Origin of the sequence: Tractidigestivibacter scatoligenes, assembly GCF_001494635.1 — a bacterium.
Classification (GTDB): Bacteria; Actinomycetota; Coriobacteriia; order Coriobacteriales; family Atopobiaceae; genus Tractidigestivibacter; species Tractidigestivibacter scatoligenes.
On record NZ_LOJF01000001.1, the window covers coordinates 984,317 to 1,004,322 of the forward strand.

At 62.3% G+C, this 20,006-nt stretch carries 20 protein-coding genes and 1 pseudogene; 18 read left to right on the forward strand and 3 right to left on the reverse strand.

Annotation, left to right across the window (positions count from 1 at the left end; all coding sequences use genetic code 11):
• Positions 1-20: 20 nt before the first annotated feature.
• Both rnhA and AUL39_RS04310 read left to right on the forward strand, forming a co-directional pair.
• Entirely contained in the window at positions 21-506 is a 486-nt protein-coding gene (gene rnhA / locus AUL39_RS04305) for a ribonuclease HI (RefSeq protein WP_059053927.1), read from the forward strand.
• 489 nt (positions 507-995) lie between these two features.
• Entirely contained in the window at positions 996-1,379 is a 384-nt protein-coding gene (locus tag AUL39_RS04310) for a heavy-metal-associated domain-containing protein (RefSeq protein WP_235810749.1), read from the forward strand.
• 23 nt (positions 1,380-1,402) lie between these two features.
• Here the strand turns inward: AUL39_RS04310 and AUL39_RS04315 are convergent, their stop codons facing one another.
• Both AUL39_RS04315 and AUL39_RS04320 read right to left on the reverse strand, forming a co-directional pair.
• Entirely contained in the window at positions 1,403-2,710 is a 1,308-nt protein-coding gene (locus tag AUL39_RS04315; RefSeq protein ID WP_059053931.1) for an L-cysteine desulfidase family protein, read from the reverse strand.
• A gap of 57 nt (positions 2,711-2,767) precedes the next feature.
• Positions 2,768-3,529, reverse strand: a complete 762-nt coding sequence (locus AUL39_RS04320; RefSeq protein WP_059053933.1) for an HAD family hydrolase — start codon at positions 3,527-3,529, stop codon at positions 2,768-2,770.
• A 389-nt stretch (positions 3,530-3,918) separates the two neighbouring features.
• Here AUL39_RS04320 and AUL39_RS04325 point away from each other — a divergent pair, with 389 nt between their 5' ends.
• From AUL39_RS04325 to AUL39_RS04400, 16 genes and pseudogenes are all read left to right on the forward strand, one after another.
• Positions 3,919-4,785, forward strand: coding sequence for a hypothetical protein (locus tag AUL39_RS04325; protein WP_059053936.1), 867 nt, complete (start codon positions 3,919-3,921; stop codon positions 4,783-4,785).
• A gap of 83 nt (positions 4,786-4,868) precedes the next feature.
• Entirely contained in the window at positions 4,869-5,351 is a 483-nt protein-coding gene (locus tag AUL39_RS04330) for a PTS system mannose/fructose/N-acetylgalactosamine-transporter subunit IIB (protein WP_059053937.1), read from the forward strand.
• An 84-nt stretch (positions 5,352-5,435) separates the two neighbouring features.
• Positions 5,436-6,206: pseudogene (locus AUL39_RS04335) on the forward strand (PTS mannose/fructose/sorbose/N-acetylgalactosamine transporter subunit IIC).
• Between the two features lie 2 nt (positions 6,207-6,208).
• A complete protein-coding gene (locus tag AUL39_RS04340) occupies positions 6,209-7,069 on the forward strand; it encodes a PTS system mannose/fructose/sorbose family transporter subunit IID (RefSeq protein ID WP_082667226.1) in 861 nt (286 codons plus the stop codon).
• Between the two features lie 355 nt (positions 7,070-7,424).
• Positions 7,425-8,621: a 30S ribosomal protein S1 gene (gene rpsA / locus AUL39_RS04345; protein ID WP_032110940.1), complete on the forward strand. Its 1,197-nt coding sequence runs from the start codon at positions 7,425-7,427 to the stop codon at positions 8,619-8,621.
• Positions 8,622-8,816: 195 nt separating this feature from the next.
• On the forward strand, positions 8,817-9,245 hold the full coding sequence (locus AUL39_RS04350; RefSeq protein WP_059053939.1) for a Dps family protein: 429 nt from the start codon (positions 8,817-8,819) through the stop codon (positions 9,243-9,245).
• A gap of 267 nt (positions 9,246-9,512) precedes the next feature.
• Positions 9,513-10,520, forward strand: a complete 1,008-nt coding sequence (locus AUL39_RS04355) for a glutamate ABC transporter substrate-binding protein (RefSeq protein ID WP_059053941.1) — start codon at positions 9,513-9,515, stop codon at positions 10,518-10,520.
• Positions 10,521-10,599: 79 nt separating this feature from the next.
• Positions 10,600-11,259, forward strand: a complete 660-nt coding sequence (locus tag AUL39_RS04360) for an amino acid ABC transporter permease (RefSeq protein WP_153001556.1) — start codon at positions 10,600-10,602, stop codon at positions 11,257-11,259.
• A complete protein-coding gene (locus AUL39_RS04365; protein ID WP_059053943.1) occupies positions 11,256-12,104 on the forward strand; it encodes an amino acid ABC transporter permease in 849 nt (282 codons plus the stop codon). The genes AUL39_RS04360 and AUL39_RS04365 overlap by 4 nt, the downstream gene beginning before the upstream one ends.
• A 15-nt stretch (positions 12,105-12,119) precedes the next feature.
• A complete protein-coding gene (locus tag AUL39_RS04370) occupies positions 12,120-12,896 on the forward strand; it encodes an amino acid ABC transporter ATP-binding protein (protein WP_059053945.1) in 777 nt (258 codons plus the stop codon).
• A gap of 369 nt (positions 12,897-13,265) precedes the next feature.
• Complete coding sequence (locus AUL39_RS04375) at positions 13,266-13,676, forward strand: zinc ribbon domain-containing protein (RefSeq protein ID WP_059053946.1); 411 nt, start codon at positions 13,266-13,268, stop codon at positions 13,674-13,676.
• A gap of 71 nt (positions 13,677-13,747) precedes the next feature.
• Positions 13,748-14,392, forward strand: a complete 645-nt coding sequence (gene coaE, locus AUL39_RS04380) for a dephospho-CoA kinase (RefSeq protein ID WP_059053948.1) — start codon at positions 13,748-13,750, stop codon at positions 14,390-14,392.
• A gap of 170 nt (positions 14,393-14,562) precedes the next feature.
• Positions 14,563-15,120: a lytic transglycosylase domain-containing protein gene (locus tag AUL39_RS04385; protein ID WP_059053950.1), complete on the forward strand. Its 558-nt coding sequence runs from the start codon at positions 14,563-14,565 to the stop codon at positions 15,118-15,120.
• Between the two features lie 102 nt (positions 15,121-15,222).
• Positions 15,223-17,448, forward strand: coding sequence for an excinuclease ABC subunit UvrB (gene uvrB, locus AUL39_RS04390; RefSeq protein WP_059053952.1), 2,226 nt, complete (start codon positions 15,223-15,225; stop codon positions 17,446-17,448).
• 156 nt (positions 17,449-17,604) lie between these two features.
• Positions 17,605-17,889 carry a PTS sugar transporter subunit IIB gene (locus AUL39_RS04395; protein WP_059053954.1) on the forward strand — a complete coding sequence of 95 codons (285 nt, stop codon included), beginning with the start codon at positions 17,605-17,607 and terminating at the stop codon, positions 17,887-17,889.
• Between the two features lie 13 nt (positions 17,890-17,902).
• A complete protein-coding gene (locus tag AUL39_RS04400; protein ID WP_059053957.1) occupies positions 17,903-18,295 on the forward strand; it encodes a GtrA family protein in 393 nt (130 codons plus the stop codon).
• Between the two features lie 27 nt (positions 18,296-18,322).
• Here the strand turns inward: AUL39_RS04400 and AUL39_RS04405 are convergent, their stop codons facing one another.
• A complete protein-coding gene (locus AUL39_RS04405; RefSeq protein ID WP_059053959.1) occupies positions 18,323-20,005 on the reverse strand; it encodes an NAD(P)/FAD-dependent oxidoreductase in 1,683 nt (560 codons plus the stop codon).
• Position 20,006 lies beyond the last annotated feature (1 nt).

Below are 20,006 nucleotides of genomic sequence, written 5' to 3' on the forward strand. Positions count from 1 at the left end.
GCGTGGCGCAAGGACAACGCATGCGCGTAGTGGCGTACTCCGACGGCTCCTCCCGGGGAAACCCCGGTCCGGGCGGCTTTGGGGCGGTGCTCCTCTATACCGATCCTGCAGGTCAGACGCACAAGCGCGAGCTCTCTCAGGGGTATCAGCGCACGACGAACAACCGCATGGAGCTCATGGGCGCTATTGCCGCGCTGGAGGCGCTCACCAGGCCGTGCAGCGTCGAGCTGCACTCCGACTCCCAGTACGTGGTGAAGGCCTTCAACGACCACTGGATTGACGGCTGGATTCGTCGCGGCTGGAAGACCTCGCAGAAGCAGCCGGTGAAGAACGTCGACCTGTGGAACCGCCTGCTTGCGGCCATGGCTCCGCACGACGTGAGCTTTGTGTGGGTGAAGGGCCATGCGGGCCACGACCTCAACGAGCGGTGCGACGAGCTTGCCACAACGGCGGCAGACGGGGATGCGCTCGTGGATGACGAGGGCTTCTCGGACGCTGACGTGTAGGCGCGAGGCCGGGCGGCCTGTATGGCGACGGGGCGTGACTCGCGTGACGCCGGGGGACCGGTTTTAGCGGACATTTCGTCTAAAAACCCTGTTCCGGCGGCATTTTGCCGCCGGAAGGCCGGTTTTAGCAGCAAGTGCGTACGAGATTGCGGCATGGGCGCCAATTCCTCGCCGGAAGGCCGGTTATCGCAGCTACGGCGTACAAAAGCTAGCCTCCAGCGCCGCTTTGGCGCCAGAGGCACGCTGCCGACGCAGTCGTTCAAGCGCCTCCATCGGACTCTAGCTCCTTTTCTTAAAACCGTTTACTGTGACCTGCGCAAATGCGGATGACGTTTAAGAAAAGGAGCTAAACTCCGCAACGATGGGAGTAAATGAACCGGCGGGGGAGTTCCCACGCCCTTCTCAGTGATATAGTTTCCCTTTGTTAACTAATGGTCGCGCAGACGTATGCCCCAGCGGCGGTACGGCTGCGCCAGGAGGAGGCACCCCGTGAAGCCAATCGACATCATTCTTATCCTCGCCGTTGTCGTGGTTCTCGCCATTGCCATCCGCCGCTTTGTCGGCACCGCCACCGGTACGCGCGACTGCTGCAGCGGAGCCAAGAAGTCCGCGGGCAAGCAGTTCCGCGCGCGCACGATTGACGACAAGGACGAGAGCCACTATCCCTACCAGGCCGATTTCGAGATTGGCGGCATGAGCTGCGAGCATTGCGTGGAGAACGTCACCCGTGCGCTTGATTCCGTCGACGGCACGTGGGCCACGGTCTCGCTTGCGGGCGGTCGCGCGCACGTGCGCTCGAAGTCGCCCATCGACAAGAACGCGTACCGCAAGGTCGTCGAGGAGGCCGGCTATCGCCTGGTGGGGCTTGAATGAGACAAAGGGACAGTCCCTTTGTCTCATGAGCAGATGGTCTTGCCGATCATGATGTTTAGGATCTCGACGTCGGTGGGGTGCATGCCAACGCGGCCCACGTAGCCCATCGAACGGATGGTCTCCTCGGCCGTCTCGCCGATAAGCCCCTCGCCAGGCCTAAAGTCCACGTTGGCCAGCGCCATGTCGCAGCCGAGAATCGCCGCGTCCACCGCTGCTGCAATCTTTGCCGCGCAGCTGGGCTTGGCGCCGTCGCACACGATGCCGCCCACATTTGCCAGTGTGTTCGCGATGGTTGCCTGGTACTGCCCAAAAGAGCCCCCGCGCAGGTAGCACACGGCCGCTCCGGCGCCGGTTGCCGCCGTCACGGCACCGCAGAACGCCGAGAGCTCGCCAATGAAGCGCTTGGCGTGGATGGCCGTGAGGTCCGAGAGCGCTACCGCTCGCAGCATCTCGTCGTGGGGAACGCGCAGGTACTTGGCGTACTCCGCAACCGGCAGCGAGCAGGTGATGCCTTGGTTGCCGCTCCCGCAGTTGATGACCACGGGCATGGCGCAGCCGCTCATACGCGCGTCTGAGCCGGCCGCTGCGGCAGCACGGGCGCGGCACGAGATGTCATCCGGCCGGGTGAGCAGCAGCGTCTTGCCAATGCGCGCGCCCCAGTCACCCGAGAGTCCCTCGTCCGAAATGGCGCCGTTGAGCTCCACCTGGCGCTCGACCATCTCGCGAATGTCCTCGACGTCAACCTCATGCACAAACTCCCAGATTCCCTCCAGCGAGAGGGACGAGAGACCCGGCTCCTCCGGCTCGCCGTCGCTACTGCAGGTGTCCTGCTCGTTTGCCGTAACGCCGTCGACGCTGACGGTCTGCCCGTCGCGCGAGAGCTCGACCACGTTGGTGTGCCTGCCGGCGACGCAGGCCACGCCAGTGTGGCCTTGACCCGTGGCAACCGCGCGAACGTAGAGATTGGGCACGCCCTCGGCGAGAGAGACCGAGCAGAATCCCGCCGAGACAAGCTCGCGTGTGCGCTGGCGGTCCTCCTCGCCCACGCCCTCGAGCACCTCGAGCGCTCGCGTGGCGTCACCACCGACGGCACCAAGCGTAGCCGCGGCCTCAATGCCGCGCTGGTCACCCGAGTTGGGCACCGTCACGCTCTTTACGTTCTTGATGATGTTGCCGCTGCAGGAGACCTCGAGGTGCTCCGGCATGGCGCCCAGCGCGTCGCGCGAGAGGGCGGCCACGTAGGCTACGGCGATGGGCTCTGTGCAGCCAAGGGCGCACACAAGCTCACGCCTTAGGATGTCGAGATAGGTGTCGTAGGTGCTGCGATCCATGGGCCCTCCAGCCGTTGTCGTGCGCGGCTCTGCGCGCGGTTGGAGGAAACGGTAGCGCTAGAGCGAGGCCATGTCACGCTTGTTGGTCTCCTCGCCGTCAAACCTCCGGATGATGTTGGGAAGCTCGCGGGCAAGACGAGACATGGGCCCGTGCCACACGGCGCGGCGCGGCCACGCATGGCCAACGTAGATGGTGCGCAGTCCGCAGTCGGGGCGGGCGAAGTCGCGACGCGAGTCATTGCCAACCATAAGGCACTCGTCGCACGTGAGACCCAGCGAGTTCACAAACTCCTGGTAGAAGCGGGCGTTTGGCTTGAGCCTGTAGGCGTTGTCCCAGTTCGAGATACGTACGAAGTCCTCGGGCGAGACGTTTGCCCAGCCCATGCGCGCCTCGACGCAAGCCTCCGAGAAGGCGGGGTTTGTCGCCAGTGCGCAGGTGAGGCCAAGCTCATGCACCACGTCAACTGCCTGTCGCCCGCCGCGCTGGGGGCGCGCCGCAACTATGCCTCCACGCATGGCTGGCACAAACTCGCGCTCGTAGCAGTCAATGGCATCTGCAATTGCGGGATCATCCATGGGAATGCCGGTGAGCGCATGGACCTTATTGATAAAGAGTTGGTGGTTGGTGAGGTCATCAGAACGGTCGCGGTCCTCCATGGCAAGGTAGCCCCTGGTGAAGGGGACGCCCATGAGCGGCGCCGGCGTGCGCGAGATGTCGCCGAGAAGCCCGGAGAGCCCCGCCACGTAACGCGTCATGAATGCGGTGAAGTTGATGTCGAGCAGGGTGTCGTCGAGGTCGAAGAGAACTGCCTTGATCATGCCATCAACCCCCCCGTCTTGCCTGCTTCGGGCTCTTCCCGTGAGCACTAATACCCCTTTGTGACCCTACAGAACCCCGGCTTACGATGCAAGGTTACTCGCGAGAACCCCATCGGCCTAAGCCTTGTGGCGCTTTTCCCGCCTGCGTTTCTATTTGACCGCTGACGGTTCCACTGTTCGTTCATCTCCCAGAATCCTATTTATTTTCATGCAGAAAATAAGTGCGGCTATAACAGGTACACGACAGCGGCCCACGGGCTCTTGGAAATGTTCCAATGCGCTGACGCGACTTTGGAGGTGGAGACATGTCGGGCAGTACGGAGTACGTCGCAGACGCCAACCGAGCCCGCATCATGTGAGCCATCGTCGATCACGGTCCTCTCTCACGTGTGGAGATTGCCCAGGTAAGCGGCCTTTCTCCCGCAACCGTCACCCGCAACATTGCCTATCTCATGACGGTGGGCGTGCTCGTCGAGGACACCACCCGCGTGCGCACGGAGGGCAGGAGTCGCATTCCCGTAACGATCAACGCCTCCTATGGCCGTATCGCCATCGTGAGCCTCGCATACCGTGGAGCCACGCTCTACCAGTACGACATGGCGCTCGAGCCCTGCGCCGAGCCCATCCCCCTCGGGGGAGACTACGCCCCGGCAGACCTCCCTCGCGCGGTCGAGGCGCATCTCTCGTGCGCTGACGGCGAGTTCGAGAAGACCCTGCGTGCGGTGGGCATCCTTCACTGTGACGAGTCCTGGGACGCCGTCCACGGGCTTTCGGATGCGCTCTCGCGTCGTCTCGGCGTCCCCGCGTACGAGCAGCGCGCAGAGGACTGCGCCGAGTACAAGATCCTCCACGACGAGTCAGAGGAGGCAAGCGCCAACCACCTGCTCGTGAGCCTTGGCTCCGAGGTCCTTGTGGGAATAGCCCAAGGTGGTAAGCGCCTGCCCCTTCGCAACGGTTCATATGCCGAGATAAGCCGCCTACTCGCCAACAGCGGCGAGCTCGAGGGCGCAATCGTCGACCGCCTGGTCGACATCCTCTCGATTCTTACCTCCCTCTTCACCGTCGATGCCATCTTCATGATGGGCTCCGGCGAGGAGGCGCTCCTTGCCGGAGTCCCCGTCGATCTGGGCAACGTTGCCCAGGCGGGGAACACCTCCGGAGAGCTCCCTAGGGTCGTGGTTGTGAGCCAGACCTCGCGGGAGATGTCGCGCATCATGACCGCACAGGTGAGAAGCTCGCTCCTGCGCGTCGGATGAGCCGGCTTTCGCCGGTTATAGGGCCGTGGCCACCCCACGGCAAGTCGCGCGCCGTAGGTGCGCGCGGGAGGGAAGGGATACGTATGGTAGTTCTCGTTAGGTGTGATGACCGTCTCATTCACGGCCAGTGCGTGACCGTCGTAGTCAAGGGCAACCACATCGAGCGCATCATCGTCGTCGATGACCTCACAGCGAGCAACTCTATCCTGCGCTCGGTCTTTAAGGCTGCCGTCCCGGCAGACATGAAGGTCGGCGTCTACACGGTGGACGAGGCGGCCCCGCTCATCGAGAAGGCCATGAGCGACGACGTCCGCACGCTCGTGCTCATGAAGTCCCCCATCACGTACAAGCGTCTGCTGGAGAAGGTGCCAGGGCTTCCCAAGGAGCTCAACGTTGGCCCCATGTCCAAGCGCAAGGGCACCACGAAGGTGACCCCCACTTCGCACCTCATGTCCGACGAGGCGCAGGCCGTGAAGGACGTTGTGGACCAGGGCGCCCACGTCTTCTTCCAGCAGGTTCCCAGCCAACCCGTCGTCGAGTGGGACGACGTGAAGGACAGGTTCTAGGGTCCGTGCGCGGACCTCGGGCCTGAAGAAGATCCCGTAGGCAGCGGGATAGGTCCTGGTGTCAGAGGAAAGGAAGGTACTGCCATGAGTTTTCTACAGGCACTGCTCCTGGCACTGTTTGGGTGGATGGGCTCCATCTACTCGCCGGTGCTCATAGGAGGACTCGCAGGCTGGTACACGATCGGTCGACCGCTGGTCTCGGGCATGATCATCGGCGTTATCCTTGGTGACGTCCAGACCGGCATCATCATGGGTGCTGCCATCCAGATGCTCTATATCGGCCTCGTGACCCCCGGCGGCACGATGCCCACCGACGTCAACTTTGCCGCGTAGATTGGCATCCCGCTGGCCATGGTCGCCGGTGCCGGCAAGGAGTACGCGCTCGCGCTCGCCGTGCCGCTGTCGTCGCTGGGCGTCCTCGCCGTCTACGACCTGTGCGCCATCAACCTGTACTTCGTCCACAAGCAGGACGCCTATGTCGAGGCCGGCAAGCTTGACGCCGCCGCTCGCATCCCCATCGTTGGCCAGATCACCAACTTCGTGCTGCGCTTCTCCCCGATCCTTCTCATCAACTTCTTTGGCCAGGACCTCATCACCGTTCTTGTCAACGCTCTGCCCGTCCAGGTGACCGACATCCTCCAGATCTTCGCCAACATGCTGCCGCTCGTCGGCTTCATGCTTCTTATGCGCATGATCTGCAAGCGTGACGTCGACCTCATCCTCTTCTGCGTTGGCTTCGCGCTCATGTCCGTGCTCCAGCTCGGCATGGTCACCATCGTGATTGTCGCGCTGGGCATCGCCTACCTCGACTACCGCGGCACCAACGCCACCGCTGCCCCCGAGAGGAGTGAGTAGACATGGCAAACGACATCACCACCGAGGACCAGGAGATGGGCGGCGCCAAGAAGCTCAGCAAGAGCGCCATTCGCCACGCGTACTGGGACTGGATGTTCTACAACCTATCCGTGCAGAACTTCGAGAGGATGCAGGGCCCTGCCATCATCAAGATGCTGGCTGACGTCCGTGAGGACCTCTACCCTGGCGACCCCGAGGCCCAGCAGGAGATGCTCGAGCGCCACGAGGTCTTCTTCAACACCGAGCCGTACCTGGGCAGCATCGTCCCCGGCATCGTCCTCGGCATGGAGGCGAGCAAGGCAGAGGGCAACGACGAGATCTCTCCTGAGTTCATCAACTCGATCAAGACCGCGCTCATGGGTCCCTTCGCCGGCATTGGTGACTCGCTGCTCCCCGGTACGCTGATCCCGATCCTGCTCTCCATCGCCTTGGGCATGTCGCCCAACGGCGAGGTCACCGGCCCGATCTTCTACATCGTGGTCTTCCTGGCCATCATGCTGCCGCTCACCTGGTTCCTCTTCTCCTACGGCGTCAAGGCCGGAGCCAATGCCGCAGAGCTGGTACTCTCGGGCGGCATCAAGGACAAGGTCACCCGCGCTGCCGAGGTTGTTGGCCTTATCGTCGTGGGCGCCATCTGCGCGCAGTACGCCAAGTTCAACATTGGCCTCGTCTATACCAGTGGCGACCTCACGATCAACATCGCCGACATCCTGGACTCGATCTTCCCCGAGCTGCCGGTGCTGATCATCTCCTTCGTGACCTACTGGCTCATGGTCAAGAAGAACTGGTCTGCTGGCAAGACCATGCTTCTTATGCTCGTGATCTCCATCGTGGGCTACTTCACCACGATCCTCACGGTCTAGTTGCAGGGCCTGCATAGTTGTACGCCTTCGTGGGTGTGTCAGTCATCTGGCTGACGCACCCCACGCATGAGACAGAGGGAGTTTCCCTTTGTCTCATCGATAATGGTGAATGAGACAAAGGGACTGTCCCTTTGTCTCATAGGCCTTCGGACAAAGTCTTCGCTCATTCAGAAAAAATGGCACCTGACGCTTGAAATTGCGCCTACTAACAGGCTAATCTATCCCATGCATGCGCATCCGCCATGCAGCGTATCTGTCGGCCCCCGAGAGCATGTAAGTTCGCCTAAGCGTTCGTGCGCGAGCGCAGAAGCGCAGACCATGACGACCGGGGCCCCGTTTCGAGAGGGGTCCACCTTTGAGTGAGATTCAGAACTCGTCCGTCTTCGCGCTGGATGATATTTCCGACGAGGAGATGAACAACCTCATCGACGGTACCGTCACCGATTTCGACGAGGGCGATCTTGTCACCGGAACCGTCGTCAAGATCGAGCGCGACGAGGTCCTGCTTGACATCGGCTACAAGTCTGAGGGCGTCATTCCTGCTCGCGAGCTTTCCATCCGCAAGGACGTCAACCCTGCCGACGTCGTCTCGCTGGGCGACCAGATCGAGGCTCTCGTCCTTCAGAAGGAGGACAAGGAGGGCCGTCTCGTCCTCTCCAAGAAGCGTGCCGAGTACGAGCGTGCCTGGAACCGCGTGGAGGAGAAGTTCAACTCCGGCGAGACCGTCGAGGGCGAGGTCATCGAGGTCGTCAAGGGCGGCCTTATCCTCGACATCGGCCTTCGCGGCTTCCTGCCTGCGTCCCTCGTTGACCTTCGCCGCGTGAAGGACCTCAACGCCTACCTCGGCACCCGCATCGAGGCCCGCGTCATCGAGATGGACCGCAACCGCAACAACGTCGTGCTTTCTCGCCGCGTCGTGCTCGAGGAGGCCCGCAAGGCCGAGCGCCAGGAGATTCTCTCCAAGCTCAAGCCCGGCATGCGCCTCAAGGGCACCGTGTCCTCGATCGTGGACTTCGGTGCCTTCGTGGACCTCGGCGGCATCGACGGCCTGGTTCACATCTCCGAGCTCTCCTGGAACCACGTCAACCACCCCTCCGAGGTCGTCAAGGTCGGCCAGGAGGTCGAGGTTCAGGTGCTCGACGTCGACCTCAACCGCGAGCGCATCTCCCTTGGCCTCAAGCAGACCACCGAGGATCCTTGGCGCACGCTCGTCAAGAAGTACCCCGTGGGTGCCATCGTTGAGGGCAAGGTCACCAAGCTCGTCACCTTTGGTGCCTTCGTTGACCTCGGCGAGGGCGTCGAGGGCCTGGTCCACATCTCCGAGATGGCTAAGAGCCACGTAGACGCCCCCTCGCAGGTTTGCCAGGTTGGCGACACCGTCCAGGTGAAGGTCATGGAGATCGACCTCGACCGTCGTCGCATCTCCCTCTCCATGAAGGCCGCTGCCGAGACCCTGGGCACCGAGGTCGAGGTCAAGCCTCTGCCCGAGAGCGACAAGCCTGCCGAGAAGGACGAGGCCGCAGAGGCCGAGGCTGAGCCTGCTGCCGAGTAGCTCTTACTCGTATCGTCTTAGCGCCGAGCAAATGCACGTGATAGGGGAGTCGCCTTCGGGCGGCTCCCCTTTTTGTGTGCAAGATGTGTAGAACACTAATAGTAATAATTCTCGATAATGAAGACCTCCTCCTGTGCAATACTGACTACAACAATTAAGAACAGTTCCTAATAAGGACAGACACAGGAGGATACAATGGAATCCAAGCTTAACCACCTTCTCGCCAACGTCACCGTCGAGTACCACAAGCTCCAGAACCTGCATTGGTACATCTCGGGCAGTGACTTCTTCCAGGTCCACGCAAAGCTCGAGGAGCTCTACGATGGCCTGCTCCCCATTGTCGATGACGTGGCAGAGACCATTCTTCAGCAGGGTGGCAAGCCCATCGCAAGCCTGGGAGAGGTTCTCTCAACGGCAAGCATCAAGGAGCGCGACGACTCACCCGTGCGCAGCGCTCAGGTCTTCGAGATTGTCCTTGCTGACTTCTCGGCGCTTCTCGACGAGGTGACCGCAATCAAGGTTGCCGCAGATGAGGAGAACAACCACCTGGTGAGTGCCCTCATGGATGACTACATCGCCAGCCTTTCCAAGACCATCTGGATGATTCGCCAGCAGCGCGCGTAGCCGGCGAGAACGGCGCAACGCTTCGCAGGGCCGAGCCTCTCGGCCCTGCATTTTTGTTTAGGGGTCGTAAGCCGCCTGCTTTGGGGTATAGAAAGAAAGTTCAAGTTGTCCTGGTATCTGGTTTCCAAATGGTTAGCTATCGGAATTCCCTGTGGGTGAGTATCAATTCCGATTGCTACACTAGGAAAACGAGAGACATCCCTGTCTGCGCTGCCCTCAGGTGGGTGGGGGAGGGGTTGTCGCACCACCAAGAGAGGGGAGACTCTAATGAAGTCACTTTCGAGCACTTCCGTGAGCCGTCGCCAGGCTATCCGCCTTGGCCTTGGCAGCGTTGCCGCCGCGGGCGTTGTTGCCCTCGCCGGCTGCACCGACACCAGCAACGATTCCACCGCTTCTAACAGCAGCTCCTCGTCGGCTTCCTCGACGAGCACCGATTCTACCGCCTCGACCCAGATTGACAAGGATGCCTTCGACAGCCTGCTTGCCGCCGGTGACGTTGCCGATGACGCCACGGTCTCTGCGAGCACCTGGGCCCAGAAGATCAAGGACGCTGGCAAGTTCCGTCTGGGCGGCGTCCAGACCTCCACGCTCTTCGCTTCGCTCGACGAGACGGACAACAAGCTCCGTGGCTTTGACGCTGGCCTTGCGCAGCTACTCGTCCGCTACATCCTGGGTGACGAGTCCAAGTACGAGTTCACCAAGGTGACCTCGGACACGCGTGAGTCCGTCCTCCAGAACGACCAGGTCGACGCCGTCTTCGCCACCTACTCCATCACCGACAAGCGCAAGGAGGTCATCTCCTTCGCCGGCCCGTACTACTCCACGCAGCAGGGCATCCTCGTGCTTGCCGACAACTCGGACATCAACTCCGTCGACGACCTTGCCGGCAAGACCGTTGCCGCCCAGTCCGGCTCCACCGGCCCGAGCATCCTCGCCGAGTATGCGCCCACCGCGACCGTCCAGGAGTTCACCACCGACGAGGAGGCCCGCACCGCTCTCGAGCAGGGTCGTGTCGACGCCTACGTCATCGATGCCACCATGCAGATGAGTTCCATCGTCAAGAACCCCGGCAAGTATCGCCTTGCTGGCGATTCCTTTGGTCCCGAGGATCCCTACGGCATTGGCCTGCAGCTCGACTCTGACGGGGTCACCTTCGTAAACACCTGGCTCAAGAAGATCGAGGACGAAGGCACCTGGGCTAAGCTGTGGAAGATCTGCATCGGTGACCGTACTGGCATCGATAAGGTTCCCGAGCCGCCCGCGATTGGCGCCTAACTCCAGGTAACGTCTGGTATGGGCCCTCTGCGTCGCAAAGGCGCAGGGGGCCTTGGTTGGTAATTGGAGAGGGGGAGCCTTGAGCATCTCGGAGCTTCTTGCTGAGTACGGGGACATGTACGTCCAAGCGCTTCTCGGCACGTGGTGGATGTCGCTTGTGTCGTTTGCCTTCGCCATGCTTCTGGCACTCGTCATCACCGTGTTCCGCGTGAGCCCCATCAAGCCATTGCGCGTGGTGGGCGACCTCTACGTGCAGATATTCCGCAACATCCCAGGCGTCTCGCTCCTCATCATCCTGGTGTACGCGCTGCCGTACCTCAAGATCGTGATGGACTACCGCCTCTGCGTGATTGTCACGGTGACTCTTGTTGCCTCGGCCTTTGGGTCCGAGAACTTCATGAGTGGCATCAACACCATCGGTGTGGGGCAGATTGAGGCCGCTCGCTCGCTTGGTATGGGCTTTGGCAAGATGCTGCGCTTGGTGGTCATCCCGCAGGCGCTTCGCTCGGCCGTGCTGCCTATGACCAACCTGGCTGTGGCTGTTCTTCTCACCACGGCCCTTGGCTCCCAGGTCCCGCTCTCTCCGCCCGAGCTTACGGGTCTTGTCTCCTACATCAACACCCGTACCGTCGGCGGCATCCTGCCCTTTGTTATCTCGGCCCTCATGTATGCGGGCACGGCGTTTGTGATTGGCGTCATTGGCAACGCCATTGACAAGAAGGTGAGGATCGTCCGATGAGCGCAACCAACTCCACCTCCATGCGCGATGCGCTGTACGAGGCGCCCGGTCCCCACACCCGTAGGCGTATTCGCTTCTGGACGGCCATCTCGCTGGTGCTTGTTGCTGCGGGCATTGGCCTTATCGTCCGCCGCTTCTACGTGACGGGGCAGCTTGCCCCGCGCTACTGGGAGCTCTTCGCGCGGCCTACCACGTGGATCTTCCTTGGTAAGGGCTTCCTGGGCACCATTGAGGTCTCGCTTATGGCGGGTCTTATCGCCATCGTGCTGGGCTTCCTTCTCATGCTGGGGCGCATGAGCTCTTCGCGCGTGCTTTCCGGCATCTGCCGCGTGATCATCAACTTCTTCCGTGGTGTCCCGAGCCTGCTCCTCATCTACTTCTTCTTCCTGGTGGTTCCCACCTACGGCGTGAAGATGAGCTCGTTCTGGATGATCACGCTGCCGGTTGGCCTCGCGGCCTCAGGCGTTCTTGCCGAGGTCTTCCGTGGCGGCATGAACGCCGTTCCCAAGGGGCAGTCCGAGGCCGCATACTCGCTGGGCATGCGCAAGATGAAGGTCACGATGAAGATCGTATTCCCGCAGGCCGTGCGCTACGTGATCCCCTCGCTCATCTCGCAGCTTGTCGTTGTGGTGAAGGACACTACCGTTGCGTACGTGGTGAGCTTCCCCGATATGCTGCAGAACGCGCGCGTGCTCATCACTAACTACGACGCGCTTGTCTCGGTGTACTTTGTCGTCGCGATTCTCTACATCCTGGTGAACTACGCCATCAACCACCTGGCGGTGTCGCTGGCGCGTCGCTCTGGCACGAGCATCATCTCCCGTACGAGCGAGAACCCCGTCTAGCCAAAGGAGGCTACGTTGACACAGACGCAAACCGGTGAGGCACTCGCCGCAGAGGGCACCCCCGTCATCGAGCTTCGCCACGTGGACAAGCACTTTGGAAGCCTCCACGTGCTCAAGGACATCAACCTCAAGGTTGGCAAGGGCGAGGTTGTTGTGGTTATCGGCCCTTCGGGTTCGGGCAAGTCGACGCTCTGTCGCACTATCAACAGGCTTGAGACCATCGATTCCGGCGAGGTTCTCATCGAGGGCAAGCCGCTCCCGCAGGAGGGGAAGGAGCTTGCCTCCACGCGCGCCGAGATTGGCATGGTCTTCCAGTCCTTCAACCTCTTCGCGCACCGCTCGATCATCGACAACGTGACTATGGGCCCCGTTGAGGTTCTGGGAGTTTCGCGCGATAAGGCCCGTGAGGAGGGTATGGAGCTCCTGCGTCGCGTTGGCGTTGCCGAGCAGGCCGAGAAGATGCCGGCTCAGCTCTCCGGCGGCCAGCAGCAGCGTGTGGCCATTGCGAGGTCTCTGGCCATGCACCCCAAGGCGATGCTCTTCGACGAGCCCACCTCGGCACTTGACCCCGAGATGATCAACGAGGTCCTGGACGTCATGGTTGAGCTTGCGCGCGGCGGTATGACCATGGTCGTGGTTACGCACGAGATGGGTTTCGCGCGCCGCGTGAGCGACCGTGTGGTCTTCATGGCCGACGGCGCCATCATCGAGGAGGGTAAGCCCGACGAGTTCTTCGAGCACCCCACAACCGAGCGCGCCCGAGAGTTCCTCGACTCCATCAAGGGGCACTAGGGACGCTTGGCGGTTGGTGACGCGTGGCGCCCGAAGGCCACTCTCGTGCGGGCTTTTCTCGATAACCCACGCTCCGGCGTCGTTTTGGCGCCGGAGCGTTTACTTTGTACGCACTTGCTGCCAAAACGTGCCTTCCGGCGGCGAAATGTCGCCGGAGAGCCCCTTCCGTACGTAGTTGCTGCCAAAACGTGCCTTCCGGCGGCGAGACGACGCCCGAGCGCCTCAAGGCTCCGGAACTCTCACCTGCTCCACGAGGCCTCCATGCTGCGGAGGCTTGCCGTATGCCACCCTCCCATTTGGGTAGACATGTGTTCGTTGGCTATTCAGCGGACACGCGGCCGCAATGGGTGCGTTAGCGATAGGGGAGACATGGCACAGGGCGACTTTAACCGTAAGGTGCAGCAGTTTATGAACGGGCGCCGTGGACCAGACGACCTCGCCAACCTCTGCGTGTGGGTTGCCGTCATTCTCGTCCTTGTCGACCTGTTTGCACACACCGGCTGGCTCAGCTGGGTCTCGATGGCACTTGTGGTCTATGCGGTTTGGCGCATGTGCTCCAAGAACGTCTACGCCCGCATGAACGAGAACGACGCCTTCCTCAAGGCCCTGGGTCCTGTAAGGCCGTGGCTGCAGAACCCTGGCCGCGCTGCCCACGAGTTGCGCACCTACAAGCACGTGAAGTGCCCCTCGTGCGGACAGAAGGTCCGCGTGCCGCGAGGGAAGGGCAAGCTGCGCGTGACGTGCCCCAAGTGCCACGAGAAGTTCGAGGTCAAGTCCTAGATGACGCGCGCCCCTCGGCGTGCGATGATGGTATCCCTTGAACGTACTCAAATCGCAGCTGGAGGCAACCTGTGTACAAGGTATTTCTCGCCGGCGGCATTGCCTCGGGCAAGTCGACCGTCGCTCGAATTCTTGAGGGGTTGGGTGCCTCGCGAATAGACCTCGACCAGGTCTCAAGAAGCGTACTCTCGCCGAGAAGTGACTGCTCGGCCGCCGTGGCCAAGGCCTTTGGCGAAGACCTCGTGAACCCCACAACGGGCGAGATAAACCGGGCACTTCTCGCCAAGAGGGCGTTTGCCACGTCCGAGGGTGGGGCGCGACTGGAGGCCATCGAACTGCCATTCATCTCGGAGACGCTCGCCCATGCGCTTGCCAAGGAGGAGCGCTCCGGTGCCGCCCCTGTCTGCGTGGTCGAGGTTCCGCTGCTCGACCGGGTCGAGGCCATGCTTTCCCAGGTAGACGAGGTGCTCTCTGTGGTTGCGCCGCTGGACGTGCGTCGCGTGCGGGCGCAGGGGCGTGGCATGGACGCGGCGGACTTCGATCGCCGCGTTGCCTTGCAGCCTTCTGACGAGTATCTGCGCTCCCACGCTGACGTCGTCTTCGAAAACGCTGGGGACGAGAAGGGCCTTGCTGCGCAGGTCCGCGCCTGGTGGGACTCGCGCGAGCGTGAGGGCTGGGTGCGACGTGCGGCGCGTGGGTGTGGAGTTTGCCGATGAGCGGTCGTTCATCGAGCACAAGGGATAGCCGGCCTGCCGTAAGGAGAGGGACAACCACAAGCGGCCGTTCTGCAGCGAACGGCCGCCCTGCCTCGAGTAAGCGTCCTGCCAGGCGCTCTCGCTCTCGGCGTGGGCGCAAGCGCGGCCACCGGTTTGGTCGCTGGTATCGCGTGGTCCCGCTCGTTCTGGTGGGCATCGTGGTTGTGACGTGCGCCATTCTCGCCGCCACTCCCACAACGCTTGCCCGGCGCACGCTCTATCCCGTGAGCCACGCCCAGGACATTCAGACTTCGGCGGATCGCCATGGCGTGGATCCGCTGCTCGTTGCCGCTGTCATCAAGTGCGAGTCAGGCTGGGACGAGAACGCTCAGTCATCTGCGGGGGCCCTCGGCCTCATGCAGGTGATGCCGCAGACCTCCTCCGAGCTGGCGCGCATGGGACTCGTTGACTCTGGCACCTACGACCCCTCAAACCTCCTCGACCCCGCGACAAACATCGAGTATGGTACGGCTTACCTTGCGTTTCTCCAGAAGAACCTCTCTTCGACAGACGAAGTGATAGCCGCCTACAACGCTGGCATGGGAAAGGTCGAGGAGTGGCTTGCCCAGCCTGGGGAGCTTGCGGACAACATCACCTACACAGAGACGCGCGAGTACCTGCGCCGCGTAAACGAGGCGTACCAGGGGTATCGCGACAGCTATCCCACGGGTCTGGTGGTCGAGCAGTAGGCTGTCTAAGGCGGCTTCAGAACCGCCGAGAAATACTTTGCTGCAACCTAGATATAGAACATGCGTTCTGTTATACTCTGGCTCTAGGGAAAGGGGGAGGATATGGCAGAGGCTTCGGGCACGGGTGAGCGCTTTGGCGGCGAGCTCAAGCGCTTTGGTGTCGAGCAGGCAGGTACGCCGTTCAAGGTGGTCTCGCCCTTCGAGCCCGCAGGAGACCAGCCGCAGGCAATCGAGAAGCTCGCGCACGGCGTGGAGGAGGGCCTCCGCTACCAGACGCTCATGGGCGTCACCGGCTCGGGCAAGACGTTCACCATGGCCAAGACCATCGAGGCGGTCCAGCGCCCCACGCTCATCATGGAGCCAAACAAGACGCTCGCCGCACAGGTAGCAAGCGAGATGCGCGAGCTCTTTCCCAACAATGCCGTGGTCTACTTCGTGAGCTACTACGACTATTACCAGCCAGAGGCCTACGTCCCCCAGAGTGACACCTACATCGAGAAGGATGCCTCCATCAACGAGGAGGTCGAGAAGCTGCGCCACCAGGCCACCTCGAGCCTGCTCTCGCGCCGCGACGTCATTGTGGTGGCGTCCGTCTCGTGCATATACGGCATCGGCAGCCCCCAGGACTACGCCGGCCTTGCGCCCAATGTGGACAAGGAGGTCCCGCTCGAGCGGGATGACCTCATAAAGAACCTCATAGACATCCAGTACGACAGGAACGACTACGACCTCCAGCGCGGCACCTTCCGCGTTCGCGGAGACACCGTGGACGTGTTCCCGCCCTACGCAGAGAACCCCCTGCGCATCTCGTTCTTTGGCGACGAGGTCGAGCAGATTGCCGAGGTGGACAACGTGACGGGTGAGGTCGTGCGCGAGTTTGACGCCATCCCCATCTGGCCCGCATCGCACTACGTCACCGAGCGCCCCAAGATCACCCACGCCCTAAAGACCATCTCCGAGGAGCTCGAGCAGCGCGTGGCCGAGCTCAAGGCAAACAACATGCTGCTGGAGGCCGAGAGGCTCTCGCAGCGCACGGCGTATGACCTCGAGATGCTCGAGAACATGGGATATTGCAACGGCATCGAGAACTACTCGCGCCACCTTGACGGGCGAGCCCCCGGCGAGCCGCCGTACACGCTCATCGATTACTTCCCCAAGGACATGCTGTGCATCATCGACGAGAGCCACGTAACGGTTCCGCAGATTCGTGGCATGCACGAGGGAGACCGCTCGCGCAAGGTCACGCTCGTCGAGCATGGCTTCCGTTTGCCCTCGGCGCTGGACAACAGGCCGCTGCGCTTCGACGAGTTCGAGGCGCGCATCCCGCAGTTCATCTACGTATCCGCAACGCCGGGAGACTATGAGGAGTCGGTGACGCAGCAGGAGGTGGAGCAGATCATCCGTCCCACCGGCCTTCTCGACCCAAAGATTGAGGTGCGCCCCGTTCACGGCCAGATTGACGACCTCATCTCCGAGATTCGCGAGCGTGTGGGGCGCCACGAGCGCGTGCTTGTGACCACCCTTACCAAGCGTATGGCAGAAGACCTCACCGACCACCTCCTAGATGAGGGGTTCCGCGTCAACTATATGCACTCGGACACCGCAACGCTCGATCGCGTGGATATCATCCGCGACCTTCGTGAGGGAAAGATCGACGTGCTCGTGGGCATCAACCTCCTGCGAGAGGGGCTTGACATTCCAGAGGTCTCCCTCGTTGCCATTTTGGATGCGGACAAGGAGGGTTTCCTCAGAAACCGTCGGTCGCTCATCCAGACCATGGGACGTGCCGCACGTAACGTCTCGGGCGAGGTCATCATGTATGCCGATGAGATAACGGACTCCATGCGCGAGGCAATCGACGAGACGCGTAGGCGTCGTGCCATCCAGGAGAAGTTCAACGAGGAACACCACATCGAGCCCCAAACGGTGCGAAAGGCCATCAACGACATCTCTGGCTTCCTTGCCGAGGCACAGGCCAATGTGGGAAAGCGCAAGCGCAAGGACGGGGCCTTCTATACTGCCTCGGGGGAGGGGGCAGAGGAGCAGGGCGCTCCCGCGGAGGTGTCTACGGCAGAGGCCGTTGCCGCCGAGCTCTCCAAGCTCCCGCGCGACGAGGTTATGCGCGTCATCGCTTCGCTCGAGGAGGAGATGGCCAACGCTTCGGCGAACATGGAGTACGAGCAGGCTGCTCGCATTCGTGACCAGCTCGTCGAACTCAAGAGCCAGTTTGAGGGAACAAGCGAGGAAGAGGTCATGAAGCGCCTCAAGGCGGGCGCGAGGAAGGGGAGTGCCCACGCCACGCGGCGCAAGTACCGCGGGAAGCACTGACATCTGTGCCAAGGCGCGGCTGGCTATATGTTGCTGGTCCTGTTACTCCCAGGCTCGGAAGCCAACGCGCCAGGGAGTTCAGTTGCACGCGTGGGGTATGATGAATGTCGCCAGACATGTGTTTTGTGACGGTTGTCAAGCTATCAAGGAGGCATCATGGCTGCAAAGATTATCGTTGCATGTGGTTCCGGAGTCGCAACCTCTGCGACTGTAGCCTATAAGGTCAAGAAGCTGCTTGCCGCCGAGGGCATTGATGCAGATGTCGAGGCAGTTGCCGTTGCCAATCTTGACGAGGCACTCAAGGACGCCGACGCATACGTTGCCGTGGTCCGCCCCGAGGGCGAGTTCGACGTTCCCGTCTTCAATGGTGTCGCGTTTCTCACTGGCATGAACCAGGACGAGGAGCTCAAGCGCCTCGCCGATGCAGTGAGGGACAAGTAACTCTAGCGTTGCCATGCACCAGGCATTTCGACAGCTCGTCTCGTACGCGCTCTTTGGGTGCGTCTGCTCTGCCGTCGACATGCTCGTTTTTCTCGCACTTACATCAATGGGTGACATAGAGCCGCTCGCTGCAAACGTGGCGAGCGTGGCGGTTGGTCTTACCTTGAGCTTCTTTCTCAACCGTAAGTACACCTTTCACGTTACGGATAGCCCTGTCCGGCGCTACGTTGTCTTCTTCTGCGTGGGGCTCTGTGGCATGTGCGTGCAGGAGCTGGTCATTGCCGCTCTCACCGCGCATGCCGTAGTGCCCCTCTCGACGCCATTCGTGGCGAAGCTCGCCGCCCTTGTGACCGCGGGGCTCATGCAGTTTGTTCTCAACAGATCCGTGACGTTCAGGCAGCGCTAGGACGTGGCCGTAGCGCACAACCTGCTGTTATGCCTTCGGGTCCTCTGTAACGTCGGCTACAACGGCCTCGGCCACACGCAGACCGTCAGCCGCCGCGCTCATGATGCCGCCTGCGTAGCCAGCGCCCTCGCCCACGGGCCAAAGCCCTCGTACGCCCACACTTTGCAGACTACCACCGCGCGTCACGCGCACAGGCGAGCTAGACCTTGTCTCCACGCCCGTGAGCACGGCATCCGGTCGGTCGAAGCCGCGGAGCTTGCGTCCCATCTCGGGAATGGCGGCGCGGATGGTCTCGGTGATGTAGGAAGGGAGGCAACGCGAGACGTCTCCCCAGGCCACACCCCTGGGGTACGTGGGCTCCACGCCACCAACTGCAGAGGATGGCCTGTCGTGCAGGAAGTCTCCCACCAGCTGCGCAGGTGCCACAAAGCCACCGCCGCCCGCCTCGAACGCCGCCTGCTCACAGGCGCGCTGCAGCTTGATACCTGCAAGGACATCGTCACCGGGAAGGTCCTCGGGGAAAACGTTGGCGAGCAGCCCGGAGTTTGCATTCTCGCCTGCGCGGTCGGAGTAGCTCATGCCGTTGGTCACGACACCGCCCGGTTCGCTTGCAGCAGAGACCACATACCCGCCGGGGCACATGCAGAACGAGAAGGCCGAGCGGCCCGACGGGAGGTGAACGGCAAGACTGTATGGCGCGGCGCCCAACGCGGGGTTGCCGGCTGCCGGCCCATAGAGCGCGCGGTCGATGTCTGTCTGGAGGTGCTCGATGCGCACGCCCATCGCAAAGGTCTTGCGCTCCATGGGAACGCCGCGTTGCGAGAGCAACTCGAAGACGTCACGAGCGGAGTGCCCACACGCAAGCACTACCCTTGAGCAGGGCACGCGTTCCTCGGTGACGATTCCCGTCTCCGGGTCCTCGGAGCGCAGCGTCACCGCGCGCACGCTTCCGCCGCTCACGTCGAGGTCAACCAGGCGGCAACGGCAGCGCACCGTCCCACCGGCCTCCTCGATCATCTCGACGATGTGCGTCACCACCTCGGGCAGAACGTCGCTCCCAATGTGCGGCTTTGCGTCCCACAGGATGCGCTGCTGCGCGCCGGCGTCCGCAAAGGTCTTGAGCACCAGCCGGTGAAAGGGGCTCTTGGTCCCTGTCTGCAGCTTGCCGTCTGAGAAGGTCCCGGCACCACCCACGCCAAACTGGATGTTGCTCTCGGGGTCAAGCTCGCCCGTCTCGTCGTGGTGGCGTACCACGCGCGATCGCCGCGCGGCATCGTCGCCACGCTCGATGAGGAGCGGCTCCAAGCCCGCGCGCGCAAGCGAGAGCGCGCAGAAGAGTCCCGCGCAGCCTGCCCCTACAACAACGATGGGGCCCTGGTCATGTGGCACATGCGCACACGGCAGCGGGAAGTCCTTGTCGGCAGTCCCTACCAGGCGTACGCTGCCTGACTCGCGCCTAGAGGCAAGCCCGGCGAGGAGTTCCCTCTCCGCTGGCTCGCCACCCGGAAATTCTGTCCGCAGCGTGAAGATGAGCTGGACGTCGCCCTTCTTGCGCGCGTCGATGGAGCGCTTGCGCCGCGTGACGCGGCCAAGCTCGTCGGGACGTACGTGCAGGCGCCGGGCTAGCGCCTTGCGGATAACCGCCTGTTCGCGGGCTTCGGTTCCGTCCAGCTGCGAGAGCGGCACGCGAATGCCGGATACCTCTATCACG